Source organism: Microbacterium sp. Leaf179 (assembly GCF_001423785.1).
Classification (GTDB): domain Bacteria; phylum Actinomycetota; class Actinomycetes; order Actinomycetales; family Microbacteriaceae; genus Microbacterium.
In genome coordinates, this window is the sequence record NZ_LMPH01000004.1 from 257,500 (window position 1) to 277,839 (window position 20,340).

Below are 20,340 nucleotides of genomic sequence, written 5' to 3' on the forward strand. Positions count from 1 at the left end.
GCTCCGAGACCGGAGCGGGCTTTCGACGGGTGGTGTCAGCTGTGGCGCACGATGCCGAGCGGCGTGGACTCGTGTCCCTGACCCAGCGGATTGTCCTTGAGGATCGCGACGAGACGCTTCTCGCCGGCCTTGTCCATCGTCGAGCCGAGGATGTTGCCCCCCAGGTCGTTGATGTCGACCACGGCGACCTGCAGGTCGACGCCGAGCAGCGACTTCAGGTGAGCGGCCACCTCGCGCGGGCGCTCCGGACCGAGGACCACGGCCTGGTTGTACGGCGGAATCGTTCCCTTGGTGGGGCCGTCGATCGCGCGGGCCTTGTCGCCGGCGATGCGGTAGAAATCGCCCTTCCGACCGAACGCCTTGGTCACGGCCGAGACGGCCGCGGCGAACAGGATGCGCGGGGTGCCGCACTCGCGCAGCGCCATCTCCATGGTCTCGGGCATGCCGAGACCGATGCCGTAGGGCGTGCGAGTAACGTACTTCGACAGGAACAGCGCGAGCTTGCGCGGCGTGATCGTGTCGAGCTTGTACGACCGGCCCTGCGTGATCGCGACGATCTTCTCGGTGACGAACAGCAGGTCGCCCGGCTGCACGGCATCCTTCGCGTACTCCAGGACGAAGGCGTCGAGGTCGTCTCCCGGCATGACGACCCGCGTGCGGATCGGGATACGGGCGTACGAGGTGCCCTCGACGGTGACGGTGAGCGCCTTGCCGGCGTTGGCCTCGCCGCTCATTCGAGGTAGTCCCGCAGCGACTGCGAGCGGCTCGGGTGACGCAGCTTGGCCATCGTCTTCGACTCGATCTGGCGGATGCGCTCGCGCGTGACGCCGAACGTGTCGCCGATCTGGTCGAGCGTCTTGGGCTGACCGTCGCCGAGGCCGAAGCGCATGCGGATGACACCCGCTTCACGCTCGCTGAGCGAGTCGAGGAGGGACTCGAGCTGACGCTGCAGCATGGTGAAGCCCACGGCGTCGGCGGGGACGACGGCCTCGGTGTCCTCGATGAGGTCACCGAACTCGCTGTCGCCGTCTTCACCCAGGGGCGTGTGCAGCGAGATCGGCTCGCGGCCGTACTTCTGCACCTCGATGACCTTCTCGGGGGTCATGTCGAGCTCACGGCTGAGTTCTTCGGGCGTGGGTTCGCGACCGAGGTCCTGCAGCATCTGCCGCTGAACACGCGCGAGCTTGTTGATGACCTCGACCATGTGCACCGGGATGCGGATGGTGCGGGCCTGGTCGGCCATGGCGCGCGTGATGGCCTGACGGATCCACCAGGTGGCGTAGGTCGAGAACTTGAAGCCCTTGGTGTAGTCGAACTTCTCGACCGCACGGATCAGGCCCAGGTTGCCCTCCTGGATGAGGTCGAGGAACTGCATGCCGCGACCGGTGTAGCGCTTGGCGAGCGACACGACCAGGCGCAGGTTGGCGCCCAGCAGGTGGCTCTTGGCGCGCTGACCGTCACGAGCGACCCACTGCAGGTCGAGTCCGACCTGGTTGGTCTTCTCGGCGGCCGACATGTTCGACAGCTTCTCTTCGGCGAAGAGACCCGCCTCGATGCGCATCGCGAGCTCGACCTCTTCGGCCGCGTTCAGCAATGGGACTTTACCGATCTGCTTCAGGTAGTCCTTGACGGGGTCGGCGGTGGCGCCGGTGATCTGCGCGGAGTAGACGGGGACGTCGTCTTCGTCGCTCGACGAGATGACGATGGCGCCGGTCGGCAGCGCTTCGGCGGGAGCCTTCGGGCTCTCGTCGTCGTCGTCGGTGTCGTCGTCGGACTTCTTCGTCGCGGTCTTGGCCGCGTCGGTGTCGGTGTCGTCGCTGTCGTCGACCTCGACCTCGACATCGCCCTCGTCTTCGACCTCTTCGTCTTCTTCGAGGTCGTCGTCCTTCTTCGCCTTGGTCTTGGCCTTCGCGGGCGTCGCCTTGGCCTTGGCGGGGGCCTTCTTGGCGGGAGCCTTCTTCGCGGTCGTCGTCGTCGACGCCGTCACGGTCTCCTCGGAGTTCGCGAGCTCGGCGTCCTTCACACTCTTGGAGCGGGTCTTGGTCGTCGTGACTGCCACGTTTCGCCTTTCACCGGGAACGTACGCTGCACGGCCGCCGGTCGTTCTCGGACACTAGTAAGACCCTTGTCAAGTCCCGAACCGAGGAGCGGGGGCTCCTGGTCCGGTTGACAACGGGTCAGGTTCTTCATTGTCTCACATCCCCCGCCCGGGACTTGACGTGGGCCGGGGATCTATGCGTTGACAACGCCACGCACGCGGCGATCATTCCCCGGGTGCCCGGTCGTGGGCGCGTACGGACCGGCGACGCGGCGATCGTCAGGGAACCCAACCGCTGGCCGGAGGCTGCGGCGCCGCCTGGACGACGGCGTCGGCGGGTCAGCCCAGGCGACCCCGGCGGTCGTCGTCTCCGGGGCGGGTGGCCAAGAATCTCTCGAGCTCGGCCGCCAACTCGTCGGCGCTCGGCAGATCGCCGGTGTGGATGATCGGCGTGGCCGACGTCGATCCGGCCATGTAGGCGTCGTAGCGCTCTTCGAGGTTCTCGAGCATGCGGGTGAGCTCGTCGCTCCCCTCGACCTGTTCGGAGACCTTGCCGAGGAACTCGCGGTTCTCTTCGCGCAGCACCTCTCCCGAGAAGACGAGCCCGGTCGCGACCGTCAGGCTGTCGAGGGCCGCGAGGGCTGCCGCGGGGTACTCGGTGTCGCCGAGGTAGTGCGGAACCAGAAGGGCGAAGCCGGCGACCTTGGCGCCGGCCTCGGCGAAGCGGAATTCGAGCAGGTGACCGACGGTCGAGGGAACCTGGGTGTGCGGACGCCAGACCGAGTGCGCCTCGGCCAGGTCTGAGCGGGTGCCGCTGACCGTCGTGCCGATCGGGCGCGTGTGCGGAACCGGCATGGGGATGGCGTGCACCCAGGTGATCGACGAGACCTGGAGCCCGGCGGAGAGCTCGAGGATCGTCTCGGAGAACGACTCCCAGAGGAAGTCGGGCTCGTATCCGGCCAGCAGCAGGAACGGGTGCCCCAGCGAGTCGTGGGCCAGCGACAGCTCGAGCTTCGACGGGCGGTAGTCGGTGAGGTGGTCCTCGACGAAGGTGATGAGGGGGCGCCGCGCACGGTAATCGAGCAGCATGTCGTTGTCGAAGACGTAGAGCGGGTTGGGCTCGAGGTCGGCGCGGAAGTACTCGACGAGCCGGGTCACGGCCCCGCCGGCGTCGGTGAAGCCGGTCAGGGCGATCACCAGCGGCAGGCCCGACGGCACGGGCGGCGCGGCGGGGGCGCGGTCGTACAGCGGGGCGATGTGGGGCATGGATCCACTCTACGAGCCGTCTCGGATGCGCCGGGCGACGGAGCGTCCCGCTGCTAGCGAACACGCGCGAACCTAGGATGGAGCCCATGCCCTTTCCCTCCGTGGCGCATACCGACGCCCCCGTCCGTGACATCCCCTCCGACGCGATTCTGCTGATCGCCGCCACCGTTTCGGAGGGATCCCCCGATCCCGACGGGTGGGACGGCCTCGGTGCCGCTCTCTCGGCCGTGGGTTTCACCGGCGCCGTCGGATCGTTCCAGCGCGTGCACGTCCCCGGTGTGACGACGCCGGTCGCGGTCGTCGGCGCCGGTGCCACGCCGGATGCCGCTGCACTCCGCGACGCGGCCGGCACGGGCCTTCGTCAGCTCACGGGCTTCGAACACGTCGCGGTCGCCTCGCTGGTGCCGGCGCCCTGGCGGGCCCTCGCCGAGGGTGCGGCGCTCGGCGGTTACCGGTTCGCCGCGTACAAGAAGAAGGCGCCGAAGCCCCGCGCCTCGCGCGTGACGGTCTCGACCGCCGAGGCTCCCTCCGAGGTCGACACGGCCGCGGTGTCCGCCATCTCCGGCGCCGTGGCGCTGGTCAAAGACCTGGTCACCACGCCGGCCGAATGGCTCGGGCCCGCCGACTTCGCGGACGCCGCCGTCGAGGCCGTTGCCGGCCTCCCAGTCGAGGTCGAGGTGCTCGACGAGGTGGCCCTGCGCGAGGGCGGCTTCGGCGGCATCCTGGGCGTCGGACAGGGTTCCGACCGGCCGCCGCGCATGGTGCGCCTCGATTACTCCCCCGCCGGCGCCGAGCGTCATGTCGCGCTCGTCGGCAAGGGGATCACCTTCGACACCGGTGGACTGTCGCTGAAGCCCCCGGCCTCGATGGTCGGCATGAAGTACGACATGTGCGGAGCGGCGACCGTTCTGGCCGTCCTCAAGGCCGCGGCCGAGATGCAGCTGCCCGTCCGCGTGAGTGCGTGGCTGTGCATCGCCGACAACATGCCGTCGGGTCGCGCGATCCGCCCCGGTGACGTGCTGCGCACTCTCGACGGCACGACGGTCGAGGTGCTGAACACCGACGCCGAGGGCCGTCTGGTCCTCGCCGACGGTCTGGCTGCTGCCAGCCGCGAGAACCCCGATCTCATCGTCGACGTCGCGACCCTGACGGGGGCCATCACCGTGGCCCTCGGCAACCGGCACACCGGCGTGATGGGCGACGACGAGGCCGTGGCCACGTACCTCGCCGCCGCAGGCCGTGTCGCCGAGCTCGCGTGGCAGCTTCCGCTGCCCGACCACATGGTCGACGACCTGGACTCCCCTATCGCCGATCTGCAGAACGCGAAGATCGGCGATCCCGCCGGTGGATCGCTGTTCGCCGGCCTCTTCTTGCGGCACTTCGTCGGTCGCGTCTCGGACGCCGCCGACGCCGCCCGCATCCCGTGGGTGCACCTCGACATCGCCGGTGTGGGCATGAACAAGTCGGCGCCGTTCGGGTTCACCGACAAGGGCGTCACGGGCGCCACGGTCCGCTCGCTGGTCGAGATGCTCGCCTCGGACGCCGCACGATGACCGAGGTCACCGCCGACGTCGTCGTGCTGGGCGGAGGCAGTGGCGGTTACGCCGCGGCCCTGCGCCTCGCCGAGCTCGGCAAGGACGTCGTGCTCGTCGAGAAGGACAAGCTCGGCGGAACGTGCCTGCACCGCGGGTGCATTCCGACGAAGGCGCTCCTGCACGCCGCCGAGGTCGCCGACGCGGCACGCGGCGCGGCATCCATCGGTGTCGACGTCACCCTCGCGGGCATCGATCCGCTGCGCGTGCGCGCCTATCGCGAGGGCATCGTCGCGAAGAAGTTCAAGGGCCTCGAGGGGCTCATCTCGGCGCGCGGGATCCGGGTCGTCCACGGCGAGGGCACGCTCGTCGAGGGTCCGGCCGTTCGCGTCGGCGACGACGTTTACCACGGAACCGATGTCATTCTCGCAACGGGCTCGTACAGCCGAAGCCTGCCGGGGCTCGAGATCGGCGGACGCGTGCTCACGAGCGAGCAGGCTCTCGACCTCGACGTGATCCCCGAGCGGGTCGTCGTGCTCGGCGGGGGCGTCATCGGCGTCGAGTTCGCGAGCGTGTGGCGCTCGTTCGGCGTCGAGGTGACGATCGTCGAGGCGTTCGATCACCTGCTCCCCGCTGAAGACGTGGCCTCGAGCAAAGCCCTGGAGCGCGCGTTCCGCAAACGCGGCATCGCCTTCCAGCTCGGTCGGCGTTTCACCTCGCTCGCCTCGACCTCCGACGCGGTCACCGTCACGCTCGACGACGGTTCCGACCTCGTTGCGGACTACGTGCTCGTCGCCGTGGGGCGCGGCCCCGTCACGGCGGGCCTCGGCTACGAAGAGGCCGGCGTCGTGCTGGACCGCGGGTTCGTCACGACCGATGAGCGCCTTCGCACGGCGGCTGCGCACGTGTGGGCGGTCGGCGACATCGTCCCCGGCCTCCAGCTGGCCCATCGCGGGTTCCAGCAGGGCATCTTCGTCGCGGAGGAGATCGCGGGCCTCTCGCCGGTTCTCGTCCCCGACGTCGACGTGCCGCGGGTCGCCTATTCGCACCCCGAGGTGGCCTCGGTCGGCCTCACCGAAGCGCAGGCGCAGGATCGTTACGGATCCGAGGCCGTCCGTGCCTACGAGTACAACCTCGCGGGCAACGGGCGCAGTGAGATCATCGGCACGTCGGGCATCGTCAAGATCGTCCGACGCGTGGACGGGCCCGTCGTCGGCGCCCATCTGGTGGGCGACCGCGTCGGTGAATTGATCTCCGAAGCGCAGCTCGCCGTCGGCTGGGAAGCGCATCCCGAAGACATCGCACCGTTCATCCACGCCCACCCCACCCAGAGCGAGGCGCTCGGCGAGGCCTTCCTGGCCCTCGCCGGCAAGCCCCTGCACGCACTCTGACCACAAACCGGTCACTAAGCTAGGTACCGCATCCGGTACGAAGGAGACATATCCATGAGCACTTCCGTCGTCCTCCCCGCTCTCGGCGAGAGCGTCACCGAGGGAACGGTCACCCGCTGGCTCAAGCAGGTCGGTGACACCGTCCAGGAGGACGAGGGTCTGCTGGAGATCTCGACCGACAAGGTCGACACCGAGATCCCGTCGCCCGTCTCGGGCGTCATCGAGGAGATCCTGGTCCAGGAAGACGAGACCGTCGAGGTCGGCGCCATCCTCGCCAAGATCGGCGACGGTTCCGGCTCCGCATCGTCGGACGACGCTCCCGAGGCCGCCCCCGCCGAGCCTGAGCAGGCCCCCGTCGAAGAGGCCGCCCCGGCCGCGGCACCCGCCGCCGAGCAGCCCGCCGCAGAGGCGGCGCCCGCCGCATCCGCAGACTCCACCGAGGTGAAGCTCCCCGAACTGGGTGAGAGCGTCACCGAGGGCACCGTCACCCGTTGGCTGAAGGCGGTCGGCGATGACGTCGCCGTCGACGAGCCGCTGCTCGAGATCTCGACCGACAAGGTCGACACCGAGATCCCCTCCCCCGTCGCCGGCACGCTGCAGGAGATCCTGGTGCAGGAAGACGAGACGGTGAACGTCGGCGCGGCGCTCGCCCGCATCGGCAGCGGCGCCGCCCCGGCCGCGGAGCCCGAGGCCCCCGCGCAGCCCGCTGCCGAAGAGAAGCCCGCCGCCGAAGAGAAGCCCGCCGAGCAGCCGGCTCCCGCCGCGCCCGAGAAACCCGCTCCCGCCGCGGAGAAGCCGGCCGAGAAGCCCGCTCCGGCCGCGGAGAAGCCTGCCCCGCAGGCCTCGGCCTCGTCGAACGACGACGTCACGTACGTGACGCCGCTCGTGCGGCGCCTCGCTCAGCAGCAGGGCGTCGACCTGACCTCGGTCAAGGGCAGCGGTGTCGGTGGACGAATCCGCAAGGAAGACGTCCTCAAGGCTGCCGAGGCAGCCAAGGCCGCTCCCGCGGCAGCTCCCGCCGCCGCGCCTTCTGCCGCTCCGGCTCCCGTCGAGGCCTCGCCGCTGCGTGGAACCACCCAGAAGATGTCGCGTCTGCGCAAGGTCATCGCCGAGCGTGCCGTGGCGTCGATGCAGGCGACCGCGCAGCTCACGACCGTGGTCGAGGTGGACGTCACCAAGCTGTCGTCGCTCCGCGACCGCATGAAGGGCGAGTTCCAGCAGAAGACGGGAGACAAGCTGTCGTTCCTGCCGTTCTTCGCGATCGCTGCGGTCGAGGCGCTCAAGGCGTTCCCGATCATCAATTCCACCGTCGAGGGCGACGAGATCGTCTACCCGGCGCACGAGAACGTGTCGATCGCGGTCGACACCGAGCGCGGACTGCTCACGCCCGTCATCAAGGACGCCGGTGAGAAGAACATCGCCGAGCTCGCTCGCGAGATCGCAGACCTGGCTGCCCGCACGCGCGACAACAAGCTGAAGCCCGACGAGCTCGCCGGCGGCACGTTCACGCTGACCAACACCGGTTCGCGTGGGGCGCTGTTCGACACGCCCATCGTGTTCCTGCCGCAGTCGGCGATCCTCGGCCTCGGTGCCGTCGTGAAGAAGCCCGGCGTGGTGTCGGTCGACGGCAAGGACGCCTTCGCGGTGCGCTCCTACGTCTACCTCGCGCTGTCGTACGACCACCGCATCATCGACGGTGCCGACGCCGCCCGCTTCCTCGGCGCCGTCAAGGCGCGCCTCGAGGCTGCGCAGTTCGAGGGCGACCTCGGCATCTGACACCGCTGAACACCAGCTCATGATGGCTGGTCCGTGATCGTCTTGACGGTCCGGACCAGCCATCTGTCAGTTCTGCGCACGAGGGTGACGTACTGGGCGCTGCTGCTGTCGGAGACGCGCACGACGCTCACCCCTCCGAAGTCGTCCACCATCTGCACGGCGGTCGCGTCCGTCACGGGGATCAGCGCGTCGCCCCGCGGGCTGCCGTGCTCCCACGTCTCGCTCTCGCAGTCCGTGTCGGCCTGACACTGCGCCACTCGCTCAAGGGTGATGCGGGCGTTCTCTGCCACGTCGTCCGACAGGGGTACGCGGGGATCGACGGTGGGCGCAGCGGCCCCGGCGGGTGTCGCGGCGGCGCTGACGGCGGCGCCGGGGACGACGGAGGTCGATCCCGATCCGCCGTCTCCGGAGGGCATCAGCATGGAGACGCCGAGGACCAGCGCCGCGGCGCACACCCCCACGACCGTGAGACGCAGGGGCCGCGAGGCTCTCCAGCGTTGCGCGAGATCGCGTACGGCCGCCCACACGGCATCCGAGAGGTCGGCGTCGACGAGGGCGACAATGCCTCCGGCCTTCGTCGGGAGTGTGGTCACGGCCTCTGCGGGCCGGTCCACGGGAGCCAGAGGGCCCAGGATCAGCGGGAGCGGCGACGCGTGGCGGAATAGTCGTCGTTCCAGCGCCTCCCACTCGCGGGGCGGTCGGGTCAGCACGCTCTCGCGAGCGGACTGCACGAGCCGACGAGTCGGGGCGTCGGGGATCACCGCAGCCAGCTCGGACAGGCTCTCGGCCGTGGCGGCGATCGGGTCGGCTCCGCCGTCGTCGAAGACCGCCGAGGGCCGCCCGGTGGCGCTCAGCCACCACCGCACGAGGTGCGCGGGGGGCTCCACCCGGCGGCATCCGCGGAGAAGTCCCACGGCGGCGGTGACCGCCTCACCCGGCGAGACGTCGACGGAGCTGCGGGCGCGCCGCTGCAGGTAGGCGCCGAACGGTTCGACGAGGACGGATGCGGCGGAGCTGCTCATGCCCCGATGGTGCTCGACCAGGCGGGCGCGGGGAGCAGGAAGAACGCCGAATCGGGGACGATCCGACGAATCAGGCCCCTGGGGAGGAAGGGCGAGCCGAAGGCGAAGATAAGATCGTTCCTATGGCCGCTCGCACTTCCACGCCCGAGAAGCGTCCGGGATTCTTCTCGCAGCTCCGCACCCTGTACACCTTCACGCAGAAGGAGTACCGCTGGCTGCCGTTCCTGCTGGCCGGCATCGTTCTGGTGGGCATCGCCCTCGGCGTCGTCATCGGATTCCTCATCCCGCCGCTCGCGGTGTGGAGTGTCATCCTGTGGGGCTTCACCGGTCTGCTCGCCGGCGTCCTGGCATCCATGATCACGATGACCCGCCTGTCGACGACGGCCATGTACAAGAAGATCGACGGCATGCCCGGTGCCACCGGTCACGTGCTGTCGTCGTCGCTCGGACGCCACTGGCAGGCCTCGGACACCCCGGTCGGCGTGAACCCCCGCACCCAGGAGGCGCTCTACCGCGCCGTGGGACGCGGCGGAGTGGTTCTCATCGGTGAGGGTGCGCGCAGCCGCCTCACGCGCCTGGTCGGCGAGGAGCGCGGCCGTGTGCAGCGCGTCGCCTCCGGCGTTCCCGTGACGGTGTTCTACGTCGGACACGGTGAAGACGAGGTCGAGATCGCCAAGCTCGCCTCCGCCATCAAGGGTCTGCCCAAGAAGGTCGACCGCGCCACGATGGCGGCCGTCATCAAGCGCATCTCGTCGGTCTCGCCGGGACTGACGTCGCTTCCGATCCCGAAGGGTGTCGACCCGACGAAGATGCGCTCCCCGCGTCCGCGCTGACCCTCATGAGAAAGGCCCCCGCCACGGCGGGGGCCTTTCTCATGTCAGCTGCGGACGAGGATCGTGCCGACGGCCTTGTCGTGCAGGCCGCGCTGGTCGGAATCCCACACGACGGCCGGGATGATCAGCGCCAGCAGCACCGTGCGCACGATCGGGCGCCAGAGGCCCACCCATCCCCCGGATGCCAATTCCAGACGCATTCCCAGGAGTCGGTGCCCGGGGCTGCCGCCGATCAGCGGGATGAAGAGGATCTGCGCGACGAAGAAGATGAGGTTCGACGCGACCGGGTTCGCGAACGGGACGCCGGTGACGGCATCGGGCGTCGAGAAGAAGGCGAATCCGATCAGCCCCGCGGTGGCCACATCGATCAGCAGCGCCGCGATCCGGCGCCCCGGACGGGCGATCGAACCGCGACCCTCGCGGGGAAGGCCGAGCCGCTGGCCCGGATAGTCGTTCTCGGCAGGGACGCTCACGGACCCAGCGTAATCGGCACCGCGTAACATGCTCGAAACATGCGAGATATGACCGGGACACCGGTTCTGGGTATGGTCGAGGAGGCTGGGCGAAGCCCGCCGATCCCGAATGTTCTACCTCTGGAGTCTTCATGTTCAAAGATTCGTCCGAGGTGCTCACCTTCATCCAGGACGAGGACGTCAAGTTCCTCGACATCCGTTTCACGGATCTTCCTGGTGTGCAGCAGCACTTCAACATCCCCGCCTCGACCGTCGACGAGGAGTTCTTCACCGTCGGACAGCTGTTCGATGGCTCGTCGATCCGCGGGTTCGCGAACATCCACGAGTCCGACATGCAGCTCATCCCGGACGTGACGACGGCATACCTCGACCCGTTCCGCGAGGCGAAGACCCTCATCATGGTCTTCGACATCTACAACCCGCGTAACGGCGAGATCTACGGCAAGGACCCCCGTCAGGTCGCCAAGAAGGCCGAGAAGTACCTCGCCTCCACCGGCATCGCCGACACCGCGTTCTTCGCCCCCGAGGCCGAGTTCTACATCTTCGACGACGTCCGCTTCGAGGTGAAGCAGAACTCGAGCTTCTACTCGGTGGACTCCGAGGAAGGCGCCTGGAACACCGGTCGCGTCGAAGAGGGCGGCAACCTCGCCAACAAGACCCCGTACAAGGGCGGCTACTTCCCGGTTTCGCCGGTCGACAAGACCGCCGATCTGCGCGATGACATCACCCTCAAGCTGATCGACGCGGGCTTCGTGCTCGAGCGCTCGCACCACGAGGTCGGCACGGGCGGTCAGCAGGAGATCAACTATCGCTTCGACACGATGGTCCACTCCGCCGACGACATCCTGAAGTTCAAGTACATCGTCAAGAACACCGCCGAAGAGTGGGGCAAGGTCGCCACCTTCATGCCGAAGCCGCTGTTCGGCGACAACGGCTCGGGCATGCACACGCACCAGTCGCTCTGGCTCGACGGCAAGCCGCTGTTCTACGACGAGGCCGGCTACGGCGGCCTGTCCGACGTGGCTCGTTGGTACATCGGCGGTCTGCTGGCGCACGCCCCCGCGGTGCTCGCGTTCACCAACCCGACCCTCAACAGCTACCACCGTCTGGTGAAGGGCTTCGAGGCGCCGGTCAACCTGGTGTACTCGGCCGGTAACCGCTCCGCGGCCATCCGCATCCCGATCACGGGCACCAACCCCAAGGCCAAGCGCATCGAGTTCCGTGCGCCCGACGCCTCGGGCAACCCGTACCTCGCCTTCGCGGCGCAGCTCATGGCGGGCCTCGACGGCATCAAGAACCGCATCGAACCGCACGAGCCCGTCGACAAGGACCTGTACGAGCTTCCCGCCGAAGAGGCGAAGAACATCCCGCAGGTTCCGAACTCGCTGCTCGACTCGCTCGAGGCCCTCCGTGCCGACCACGAGTTCCTGCTCGCCGGTGGCGTCTTCACCGAGGAGCTCATCGAGACCTGGATCGAGTACAAGATCGAGAACGAGATCCAGCCGATGGCCCAGCGTCCGCACCCCTTCGAGTACGAGCTGTACTTCGGGGTTTGATCGCCCGCACCGGGATTCCGGGACAGGACGGGCCTCCGGTCCGCGTTTAGTCCGCAGAATCTGACGAAGAGCCCTCCGGGTCCGCACCCGGGGGGCTCTTTCGTGCGTTCGGAACGTCCACTACCGCGGCGCGGGAGGTGTCGTCTGTGTCCGGTCAACGGTGGGCGTAGGTCCGCAGGGTGATCACCGGGGAGGCGTGCCGCATCCGGGTTTGCACGACCTTGAAGTCGAGTCCCGCGGCGATCAGCTGGCTCACAGCACGCGAATGATCAGCCGCTCCCCTTGCTGGAATGGTGGAACGCCCCGGCGCCCTCTCTTCGGAGGTGATGCCGTGGGCGTTTCGTCTTTGTCAGCGTCTCGGTGTCCGACCGCCATGCTGGTGCGGGGCGTGAAAATCACATAGGTCGCCTCAGGGCACCGGTGCGCGCTTCACGCGCTGTTGCGTTCTGCCGGTCGGTTCGGGTAACGGATCAGCGCCCTTGCGCTACAACGTGCGGAGGCGCAGACTCTCTCCCGGGGGGCTAGGAAAGAGCGACATCGTGCCCGATCCAAAGCCCATTACATGGCAGAACATCCCCGGCCTGACGGACCGGGAACGCGAGCTCGGAGAGATGCTGTTCTTCGGCGCCGACCTCCGCACCCTCACGCTGATAGGCGCAACTGTCGGAGATGAACATGTCCCGGACATCCGCGGTGGACAGGTCCACCGCGAGGCCGGCTCACGGGCCCAGCGTCGCGCGGAATGACCCAACACAAAGTGCCCCCGGCGTCCATCACCTACAGGTGGGTGGACGCTGGGGGCATTTCGTCGTCGAGCGGGAGAGGTTTTATCGTCCATCACCTCGGTGACATAGCGGGGCCCCATGTCCGCCTGGGTAGTCCCGGCGCGCTCGTAATCCGCGCCTGATTCACTAATGCCTCCGGAATCCCCCCCACCTCGTTGGGGTGGGATGCCGGGGGCGTTTTGTTTGTTCTCTACGCCAAATCCTGAACCTGAGGACTTCCGCTCCTCTGCGGCGGGACCCCGTCAGGATCCGTGGACGGGAGAGCGGCATCCGCAGGGGAGCGGACTAAGCCCGGAGGAATCGTATTCGGCGACCTGACACTCCGCGGGTCGTGGTCGCACGCGCAGCAGCCACCGAAGCAGGGAAGGCGTGCGCGGTTCGATGACAGCGGGATGCCCGCAGACGCAACAAAGGTGGGTAGTTCGCCACTCGGCCGGAGTGCGCTGTCGAAAGCCCTCTTCCTGCATCACGCGAGCAAGGTAACAACCCACGGGACTCCGCGGATGGGCCTTGTGCGGTGCCCCGGGGCGTGCTGGTAGTGCCGGGAAGGCTGACGACTTGACCGGGACACTCGGCCCCTCGCGCCCGTCGTCGGACAACCATCCATCTCACACGGCGTCCCTCCAACTCGGAGGTGACGCCCGGGGACTTCTCTCCGTGTCAGGCGGAAGCGCGGGCGCGGGCGGGGAGCTTCCCTTCGAGCCGCTTGCGAACACGGCCCAGGGGTTTCTCCACAGCGACGTAAAGGAGTTGCGCCGCGGTGATGGTGATGACGAGGGAGATGAGGTCGACGACGATGGGCACGGGTGTGACAAGCTCGACGAGTCCGAGCGCGAGTCGGTGCAGCAGATAGATCGAGAACGACAGGACGCCGATGTGCGCGATGACCGGGTTGTTCAGGACTCGCCCGGTGATGCCTTCGGGGTGCGAGATGACGAGCCAGAACAGGGGCACGAGGCAGGCGTAGAGGATGCTGTCGCCGATAGTGAGGCCAAAGCTCTGCGGGGCAAACGCGACGACGATGAAGACAACGGCGGCGATCGGTGCGGCGATGTAGCGGAGCGCACGGTCGCGGATACCGAACGGCGCCCGGTCGCCGAGCGCCGGGTTCGCGAGGAGTGCGAGTGCAGCGCCGGCGAGGAGTCCGTCGAAGCGCGTGTCGGTAGACACGTAGAGACGATAGAAGCTCGCATCTCCGGCCATGAGGAACAGTCGCCACAATGGGGCGGCGGCGCACGCGGCGACGAGGATCCACCCGATCTTCCTGTAGCTCAGCTTCCGCCACAGCAGGACGATCAGTAGGGCGGGGAAAATCAGATAGAAATGCTCTTCGACGGCGAGGGACCACAGCATCGACGACTCGGGCGGTAGGCCGGTGTGCGCGGTGCCGGTGACGGCTTCAGCCCACACCATGTAGTAGTTCGTGACCTGCAGCAGCTCAGCCGCGACTCCCCACCCGTTGATCGTGGAGGGGAGGACACCAAGCACGCCGACGAGTCCGGTGAGGGCAATAGCGATGTACGTGGGCGGGAGGATGCGGAGCACCCGGCGGAGGTAGAACTTTCCCAGCGAGATGCGCCCGGCCTTGTCGTACTCCCGACGCAGCAGGGTGGTGATGAGGTAGCCGCTGAGGAAGAAAAAAATCGTCACGCCGACGCTGCCGGGCCATCGGGTGCTCACGGTGAGGCCGTGGCCGATGAACACGACCATCACCGCGATGAAGCGGATGCCGTCGAGCGAGGGAATGGCGAAGGCTCCGTGAATGCTCTTGACCGGGCCGGCAGGCATGTTGTGCTCCTACGAGGTGGGTGACCGATCCACAGTATCGGTGTCGCCGAGAGGTCTCACGCCTCTCCCCGCTCGGCGGCGAGACTGGCCGTGTCGAGGACTCGGGGACGGGTATCTCCTCCGGGCCGAGGCTGGCACGATTCGCTCGACCCGTCGTCAGCCGACCCTCAGGCCGTGCCCCGGCGACGCAACGTGTCGCGGCTGACCCCGGTGACCGCGCTCACCGCGCGCTGACTGAGATCCCCGAGCCGAAGGAGCGCGAGGGCGGCATCGCTCCGCCGCCGGGGCGACCACGTCGAGAACCTCTCCAGCGTCACGGCGCGCAGCGCCTCGGGGACGCTGACCTCGGTCATCGACGAGAAGCGCCGAGCGCGTTCGATTCCGCGCGCGATCGACGCCGGGGTCTCCCCCAGGCTCAGCGCCGCGAGAACGCGAGCCGTCTTCGCATCGACATCGCAGACGTCGGTTCGCAGAAGCGCTTCGATGGCGGCGATGCCGGGGAGCTCGAGCGTGACGACCTGATCGACGAGGTGGGCGGCATCCGGAGCCTCCGAAGCCACCACCGTCACACCGGGCTCGGGGGCAACGCCGACGAGGAGCGAGAGCGCGGCCGGCCCGCGGAGATGGGCGTTGTCGATGAAGAGGGTCATCCCGCCGGTGGTCCCCCGTCGGATCTCATCGGCGAGGGACGCGGCCGAACGGTCCCCCGTGGTCGCGAGGTCGAGCGTCGCGAGCGGCCGACCACGGCGGTGGGCCAGCCACCGCGCGAGCGTCGTCTTGCCCCGACCGGCCCCGCCCACGAGCAGCAGCGAGGTGGTCTGGGCGCCGAGCAGGCGGGCGCGCAGATCGTCGTCCACGACGGGGAGACGATCGATCTCGACGGTCTGCTCGATCCGGATGCCGTGCGGGCGGGCCCGCGCCGGAGCGGCGGTCCGCTCGAGCAGGACCGTGACCACCTCCGCCGCGCCCCCACCGTCGGCGTGGCGTCCGACCGTGACCCGGGCGGCGGGCCCGTGGGCGGGCGCGGCGCGCTCGACGAGGTGGGCGACATCATCGGCGACCGCTCTCACGTGGCGGCGACCCCGCGACGTCGAGCGGGCGCTGCGATGGGTGTGGGCGGCAGCTGACACGGTGAATCTCCCGATCCTGGTTTCCGACACGATCGGTCGTCGGCGGACGACCGCGACCCGCCGGCGAGCGGCGGGGTGTCGGGACTCAGGTGCGGGAGATGGTGTGGAGAAGGAGCGGATGCCGCGGCGGCGGCGGATCGAGAGACGGTTCCGCCCTCGTGTCGGCGTTCACCGTCGAGACCGTCGCGCGGGCGACGGCGTCGACGGCAGCGAGCACGACTGCCGTTGTGCCGTCCACGGCCATGACGCTCGTCGCGTCGGCCTCGACGGGAGGAACGACTCCGGCGGTCGGCGCGTCGTCGACGTTCATCAGGGACCCGACCGTGAAGGCCGTATGAGCGGTGCCCTCGTGAGAGCCGACGCCGTCGTCGACGTGCGTCGTCGCCCACGCGCTGAACACGAGGAACAGCGCGAGCATCAGCCGGATGCCGCGCCCGACGGCGCGTCGGCCGGGGGGAGGCGAGACGGCGATGGTCATCGTGCCCGAGCCTAGGCGGGCGCACCCCTCCGATCGGGGTCGGTGGACGAGTGACTACCGTCTGGACACCTGATCTTCATCTGAGCATGGTGCGGAGGTGTCCTCGCACCGGTGGGCTGAATGCGCGATCGACGACCGCACCGACACGACGAAGGATCCCCCATGCACTCACGTACCTCCCGGCGTCTCCGAACGGCCGTCGCGGCCGTTGCGGTGGCGCTGACCGCCTCGACCTCCGTGGCGCTCGTGGCCGTTCCGGCCCTCGCCTCCACCCCCGGCGACATCACCGAGCACGGCGGCGCCGCTCGGAACGACGGTGACATGACCGAGGCGCTTCGTGCGTCGCTCGTCGACGGGCCGGCCAAGAACGTCATCCTGCTCATCGGCGATGGGATGGGTGATTCCGAGATCACCGTGGCGCGCAACTACGCGGAAGGCGCGGGCGGACGCTTCGCCGGGATCGACGCCCTCCCGCTGACCGGGCAGTACACGACCTACTCGGTCAACGAGGAGGGACAGCCGAACTACGCGTCGGAGTCGGCGTCGACGGCCAGCGCCTGGGCGACCGGGACGAAGACGGTCAACGGTCGGCTGAGCGTCGATTACCAGAATACGGCGCAGTCGACCCTGCTCGAGATCGCGAAGGCGAACGGCCTGAAGACCGGCAACGTCTCGACGGCGGAGATCCAGGATGCCACCCCCGGCGCGCAGATCTCGCACATCTCGGCACGCGGATGCTACGGCCCCGACCAGACCTCGGAGAACTGTGCGACGGAAGCGTTGGAGAACGGCGGGCTCGGCTCGATCAGCGAGCAGCTGCTGAACGTGCGCCCCGATGTCACCCTCGGTGGAGGCTCGGCGAGCTTCGCGCAGACCGCGAAAGCCGGCCCGTGGGAGGGCGAGACGCTCTTCGCCCAGGCGGAGGACCGCGGGTACACGCTCGTCGACGACGCGGCGGCTCTCGACGCCGTCACCGTCGCGGACGCCGACCAGCCGCTGCTGGGCCTGTTCACCGAGGGGAACTTCCCGGTGCGCTGGTCGGGACCGGAGGCGACCGACCTCACCGCGGGTGGAGAGCTGCCCGCCCCGACGTCGTGCGCCGAGAACCCCGAGCGTCTGGCGACCGGCTTGTCGCTGGCATCCCTGACCTCCAAGGCGATCGACCTGCTCGACGGCGACGACGGCTTCTTCCTGCAGGTGGAGGGCGCGAGCATCGACAAGCAGGATCACGCCGCGAACGCGTGCGGTCAGATCGGCGAGACCGTCGACCTCGACGAGGCCGTTCAGGTCGCGCTGGACTTCGCCCGCACCCAGGGTGACACCCTGGTCGTGGTGACCGCCGACCACGCGCACACGAGCCAGATCGTCGGTTCGACGATCCCCGGCCTGAACACCCACCTGCTGACGGCCGACGGCCAGCCGATGATCGTGGCGTACGGCACGTCGGCGCTCGGCGAGTCGCAGCAGCACACCGGCGCTCAGGTGCGCATCGCGGGCTACGGCCCCGGGGCGGCGAACGTCGTGGGCCTGACCGACCAGACCGACCTGTTCTTCACCGCGGCGAACGGTCTCGCCCTCTCGTCCGACCTCGCCTCGCTCAGTGCGAACGCGTCGATCTCGGTCCCGGCCGAGGTGCGCCCCGGAGACACGATCTCGGTGGCCGCCGAGGGCTTCTCGGCTGACTGGCAACTGGTCGGTTCCGCCGGGGACTCCACGGCTCTCGGCCAGCGCGACGCCCTGCGCGGTGCGGCGCGCTTCGAGATGACCGCCCCGACCACCGAGGGCGCGTTCGAGATCGCCGTGCGCGGTGCGCAGACGGGCGTGACGAAGACCGCGACGGTGACCGTCTCGGCCGCTGCCGCCCCGGTTCCCCCGATCGCCCCGAGCCCGACCCCGTCGTCGTCGGCCGGTGCCGGCGGTGGTGGCGGAGCAGCGGGCAACGGTGGTCCGCTCGCGTCGACCGGCGCGGCACTCCCCCTCGGCGCAGCGGTCCTCGCGGTGGGCCTGCTCGCCACCGGTGCGTACCTGCGCGCGCGTCGTCGCCGTCACACCGAATTCGTCTGAGCCCGAGTCGTCGACGCCCGTCCCCACCGCTTCGCGGGGGCGGGCGTCGTCGCGTTCCGCCGACAGGCGGGGGCTCAGCCGGCCCGCTCGCTGCGCTTCTGCGCCTGGAACACCCGGATCGCCTCATAGCGCTCCGCCGAGCGTGCCTGCCGTTTGGCGGCCTCATCCTCGCGCACTTTCGGCGGGGCGTTCGTCACGAGCTCGTCGAGCAGGTGGCGAACGGATGCCGCGACCTCGCCCACCGCGCGATCGAACACGTCCTGATTGGCCCGCGACGGTTTCGTCGTGCCCACGATCTTGCGCACGAACTGCAGCGCGGCGTCGTGGCACTCGTCGTCGGTGGCGGGTGGGGTGAAGTTGTGCAGGGGAACGATGTTGCGGCACATGCCCGAAAGGGTAGGCCGCGATGCCGGTGGGGGGGAAGATTCGCGTCGGTCGAGTTCCCGGCATCCCCCCCAGGTCAAGGTGCGCGGCCATATTGGTGGGGCACGGAAGGATGGAAACATGTCGACCTTCCCCTACGCCTCGCGTCCGTGGTTGAGCTCCTACGCCGAGGGTGTGCCGCACGAGATCGACGAACCGTCGCAGACCCTGTCCGAGATGCTGGCCGCCGCGGTGACGCGGTACGGCGCGCAGACGGCGCTGGAGTTCTTCGGAGCGACGACCACGTACCGAGACCTGGGCGCGCAGGTCGATCGGGCGGCAGAGGGCCTGCGCCGTCTCGGTGTGCGCGCCGGCGACCGGGTGGCCCTGGTCTTGCCGAACTGTCCGCAGCACGTGGTGGCTTTCTACGCCGCGCTGCGGCTGGGGGCCATCGTGATCGAGCACAACCCGATCTACAGCCCGCGCGAGCTGCGTCACCAGTTCGAGGATCATGGTGCGCGCTTCGCGATCGTGTGGGACAAGCTCGTCGACACGGTCGCCGAGTTCCCCTCCGACCTGGCTCTCGAGCACATCGTGAGCGTCGACATCACCTCGGCGTTCCCCCTCGGCAAGCGGGTGGCTCTGCGCCTGCCGGTCGCCAAGGCCCGCGCCGCGCGGGCGCAACTGACCGCCACGCCGCAGTCGAAGCGCGCCGTCGCGTGGGAGAAGGTGCTCACGCACGGCACGCTGTCGCGCAAGCACCGCGGCCCCGTCCTCGACGACATCGCGCTGCTGCAGTACACCAGCGGGACGACCGGTACTCCGAAGGGCGCGGTGCTCACTCACCGCAATCTGCGGGCCAACGCCATGCAGGGTCGGGCGTGGGTGCCCGGTCTGCGCGATGGCGAAGAGACCTTCTACGGCGTCCTCCCCCTCTTCCACGCGTACGGTCTGACGCTCTGCCTGACCTTCGCGATGAGCATCGGCGCGAAGCTGGTGCTGTTCCCGAAGTACGACCTCGAGCTCGTGGCATCCGCGGCGAAGAAGAGCCCGCCGACCTTCCTGCCGGCGGTGCCGCCGATCTACGACCAGCTCGCGCGAGCCGGAGCGCGCGGCACCATCGACCTCTCGACCGTGCGCTTCGCGATCTCGGGGGCGATGAGCCTGCCCGTCGCCACCGTCGACCGCTGGGAGGCGACCACCGGCGGTCTGCTCGTCGAGGGGTACGGGATGACGGAGTCCTCACCGGTCGCGCTCGGCAACCCGATCGGTCCCTCACGGCGGCCGGGAACGGTGGGCGTGCCGTTCCCCAGCACCGACATCCGCGTGGTCGACCCCGAGAACCCGTCGCACGATCTGCCGCTCGGCGAGACGGGCGAACTGCTGCTCCGCGGCCCGCAGGTGTTCCAGGGGTACTGGAACCGCCCCACCGACTCTGCGGCGACGCTGCTCGACGGGGGGTGGCTGCGGACGGGTGACATCGCCTCGGTCTCGCCCGACGGGTTCGTCACGATCGTCGATCGCCTGAAAGAGATCATCATCACCGGTGGCTTCAACGTCGCCCCCAGCGAGGTCGAAGACGTACTCACTTCGCACCCCGACATCGAGGGGGCCGCGGTCGTCGGCCTGCCCAAGGCGCGCGGCGGCGAAGACGTGGCGGCGGCGATCGTCGTGCGCGAGGGAGTCGAGATCGCTCCCGACGCCGTGCGCGACTACTGCAAGACGCGATTGGCCGACTACAAGGTGCCGCGTCGGATCGTCGTCGTCGACGACCTGCCACGTTCGCTCATCGGCAAGGTGCAGCGGCGAGAGGTGCGCGAGCGCCTGATGGCCTGACGGCCGGAG

At 69.0% G+C, this 20,340-nt stretch carries 17 protein-coding genes; 8 read left to right on the forward strand and 9 right to left on the reverse strand.

Annotation, left to right across the window (positions count from 1 at the left end; translation table 11 throughout):
* Positions 1-35 precede the first annotated feature (35 nt).
* From ASF96_RS14575 to ASF96_RS14585, 3 genes are all read right to left on the reverse strand, one after another.
* Positions 36-734, reverse strand: coding sequence for a coenzyme F420-0:L-glutamate ligase (locus ASF96_RS14575; protein ID WP_055837189.1), 699 nt, complete (start codon positions 732-734; stop codon positions 36-38).
* Positions 731-2,059 carry an RNA polymerase sigma factor gene (locus tag ASF96_RS14580; protein ID WP_055940294.1) on the reverse strand — a complete coding sequence of 443 codons (1,329 nt, stop codon included), beginning with the start codon at positions 2,057-2,059 and terminating at the stop codon, positions 731-733. Before ASF96_RS14580 ends, ASF96_RS14575 begins: the two co-directional genes overlap by 4 nt.
* Positions 2,060-2,377: 318 nt before the next feature.
* Entirely contained in the window at positions 2,378-3,304 is a 927-nt protein-coding gene (locus ASF96_RS14585) for a PAC2 family protein (RefSeq protein ID WP_055837183.1), read from the reverse strand.
* Between the two features lie 86 nt (positions 3,305-3,390).
* Between ASF96_RS14585 and ASF96_RS14590 the strand changes: the two genes are divergently transcribed.
* Genes ASF96_RS14590 through sucB form a run of 3 tightly spaced genes read left to right on the forward strand, consistent with a single transcriptional unit; the run spans position 3,391 to position 8,003 of the window.
* Positions 3,391-4,857, forward strand: coding sequence for a leucyl aminopeptidase (locus ASF96_RS14590; RefSeq protein WP_055940296.1), 1,467 nt, complete (start codon positions 3,391-3,393; stop codon positions 4,855-4,857).
* Positions 4,854-6,227, forward strand: a complete 1,374-nt coding sequence (gene lpdA / locus ASF96_RS14595) for a dihydrolipoyl dehydrogenase (RefSeq protein WP_055940298.1) — start codon at positions 4,854-4,856, stop codon at positions 6,225-6,227. The genes ASF96_RS14590 and lpdA overlap by 4 nt, the downstream gene beginning before the upstream one ends.
* Before the next feature lie 54 nt (positions 6,228-6,281).
* Positions 6,282-8,003 carry a 2-oxoglutarate dehydrogenase, E2 component, dihydrolipoamide succinyltransferase gene (gene sucB / locus ASF96_RS14600; protein WP_055940300.1) on the forward strand — a complete coding sequence of 574 codons (1,722 nt, stop codon included), beginning with the start codon at positions 6,282-6,284 and terminating at the stop codon, positions 8,001-8,003.
* Positions 8,004-8,020: 17 nt separating this feature from the next.
* On the opposite strand, the gene ASF96_RS14605 is transcribed toward sucB, so the two are convergent.
* Entirely contained in the window at positions 8,021-9,025 is a 1,005-nt protein-coding gene (locus ASF96_RS14605; protein ID WP_055940302.1) for a hypothetical protein, read from the reverse strand.
* Between the two features lie 122 nt (positions 9,026-9,147).
* Here ASF96_RS14605 and ASF96_RS14610 point away from each other — a divergent pair, with 122 nt between their 5' ends.
* Positions 9,148-9,858 (forward strand): DUF4191 domain-containing protein, encoded by a 711-nt coding sequence (locus tag ASF96_RS14610; protein WP_055837167.1) that lies wholly within the window; start codon positions 9,148-9,150, stop codon positions 9,856-9,858.
* Between the two features lie 44 nt (positions 9,859-9,902).
* On the opposite strand, the gene ASF96_RS14615 is transcribed toward ASF96_RS14610, so the two are convergent.
* Entirely contained in the window at positions 9,903-10,361 is a 459-nt protein-coding gene (locus ASF96_RS14615) for an RDD family protein (RefSeq protein ID WP_055837162.1), read from the reverse strand.
* A gap of 101 nt (positions 10,362-10,462) precedes the next feature.
* On the opposite strand from ASF96_RS14615, the gene glnA reads away from it, so the two are divergent.
* Complete coding sequence (gene glnA / locus ASF96_RS14620) at positions 10,463-11,887, forward strand: type I glutamate--ammonia ligase (protein WP_055837159.1); 1,425 nt, start codon at positions 10,463-10,465, stop codon at positions 11,885-11,887.
* A gap of 539 nt (positions 11,888-12,426) precedes the next feature.
* Positions 12,427-12,633 carry a hypothetical protein gene (locus tag ASF96_RS17050; protein ID WP_156458881.1) on the forward strand — a complete coding sequence of 69 codons (207 nt, stop codon included), beginning with the start codon at positions 12,427-12,429 and terminating at the stop codon, positions 12,631-12,633.
* 699 nt (positions 12,634-13,332) lie between these two features.
* On the opposite strand, the gene ASF96_RS14630 is transcribed toward ASF96_RS17050, so the two are convergent.
* From ASF96_RS14630 to ASF96_RS14640, 3 genes are all read right to left on the reverse strand, one after another.
* Positions 13,333-14,460, reverse strand: a complete 1,128-nt coding sequence (locus ASF96_RS14630; RefSeq protein WP_055940306.1) for an acyltransferase family protein — start codon at positions 14,458-14,460, stop codon at positions 13,333-13,335.
* Positions 14,461-14,627: 167 nt separating this feature from the next.
* Positions 14,628-15,590: a hypothetical protein gene (locus ASF96_RS14635; protein ID WP_156458882.1), complete on the reverse strand. Its 963-nt coding sequence runs from the start codon at positions 15,588-15,590 to the stop codon at positions 14,628-14,630.
* Positions 15,591-15,675: 85 nt separating this feature from the next.
* Positions 15,676-16,068 (reverse strand): hypothetical protein, encoded by a 393-nt coding sequence (locus ASF96_RS14640; RefSeq protein WP_055940310.1) that lies wholly within the window; start codon positions 16,066-16,068, stop codon positions 15,676-15,678.
* A gap of 162 nt (positions 16,069-16,230) precedes the next feature.
* On the opposite strand from ASF96_RS14640, the gene phoA reads away from it, so the two are divergent.
* The gene (gene phoA, locus ASF96_RS14645; RefSeq protein WP_055940312.1) at positions 16,231-18,132 is read left to right on the forward strand and encodes an alkaline phosphatase; all 1,902 of its coding nucleotides are present in this window, start codon (positions 16,231-16,233) and stop codon (positions 18,130-18,132) included.
* Between the two features lie 74 nt (positions 18,133-18,206).
* On the opposite strand, the gene ASF96_RS14650 is transcribed toward phoA, so the two are convergent.
* Complete coding sequence (locus ASF96_RS14650) at positions 18,207-18,518, reverse strand: DUF2277 domain-containing protein (RefSeq protein ID WP_055837149.1); 312 nt, start codon at positions 18,516-18,518, stop codon at positions 18,207-18,209.
* Positions 18,519-18,636: 118 nt separating this feature from the next.
* Here ASF96_RS14650 and ASF96_RS14655 point away from each other — a divergent pair, with 118 nt between their 5' ends.
* Complete coding sequence (locus ASF96_RS14655; protein WP_055940314.1) at positions 18,637-20,331, forward strand: long-chain-fatty-acid--CoA ligase; 1,695 nt, start codon at positions 18,637-18,639, stop codon at positions 20,329-20,331.
* Positions 20,332-20,340: the final 9 nt, after the last annotated feature.

Coding starts and splice junctions, on each gene's coding strand:
- ASF96_RS14575 (WP_055837189.1), bottom strand. CDS start 734: ATGAGCGGCGAGGCCAACGCCGGCAAGGCGCTCACCGTCACCGTCGAG.
- ASF96_RS14585 (WP_055837183.1), bottom strand. CDS start 3,304: ATGCCCCACATCGCCCCGCTGTACGACCGCGCCCCCGCCGCGCCGCCC.
- ASF96_RS14590 (WP_055940296.1), top strand. CDS start 3,391: ATGCCCTTTCCCTCCGTGGCGCATACCGACGCCCCCGTCCGTGACATC.
- lpdA (WP_055940298.1), top strand. CDS start 4,854: ATGACCGAGGTCACCGCCGACGTCGTCGTGCTGGGCGGAGGCAGTGGC.
- sucB (WP_055940300.1), top strand. CDS start 6,282: ATGAGCACTTCCGTCGTCCTCCCCGCTCTCGGCGAGAGCGTCACCGAG.
- ASF96_RS14605 (WP_055940302.1), bottom strand. CDS start 9,025: ATGAGCAGCTCCGCCGCATCCGTCCTCGTCGAACCGTTCGGCGCCTAC.
- ASF96_RS14610 (WP_055837167.1), top strand. CDS start 9,148: ATGGCCGCTCGCACTTCCACGCCCGAGAAGCGTCCGGGATTCTTCTCG.
- ASF96_RS14615 (WP_055837162.1), bottom strand. CDS start 10,361: ATGTTACGCGGTGCCGATTACGCTGGGTCCGTGAGCGTCCCTGCCGAG.
- glnA (WP_055837159.1), top strand. CDS start 10,463: ATGTTCAAAGATTCGTCCGAGGTGCTCACCTTCATCCAGGACGAGGAC.
- ASF96_RS14630 (WP_055940306.1), bottom strand. CDS start 14,460: ATGCCTGCCGGCCCGGTCAAGAGCATTCACGGAGCCTTCGCCATTCCC.
- ASF96_RS14640 (WP_055940310.1), bottom strand. CDS start 16,068: ATGACCATCGCCGTCTCGCCTCCCCCCGGCCGACGCGCCGTCGGGCGC.
- phoA (WP_055940312.1), top strand. CDS start 16,231: ATGCACTCACGTACCTCCCGGCGTCTCCGAACGGCCGTCGCGGCCGTT.
- ASF96_RS14650 (WP_055837149.1), bottom strand. CDS start 18,518: ATGTGCCGCAACATCGTTCCCCTGCACAACTTCACCCCACCCGCCACC.
- ASF96_RS14655 (WP_055940314.1), top strand. CDS start 18,637: ATGTCGACCTTCCCCTACGCCTCGCGTCCGTGGTTGAGCTCCTACGCC.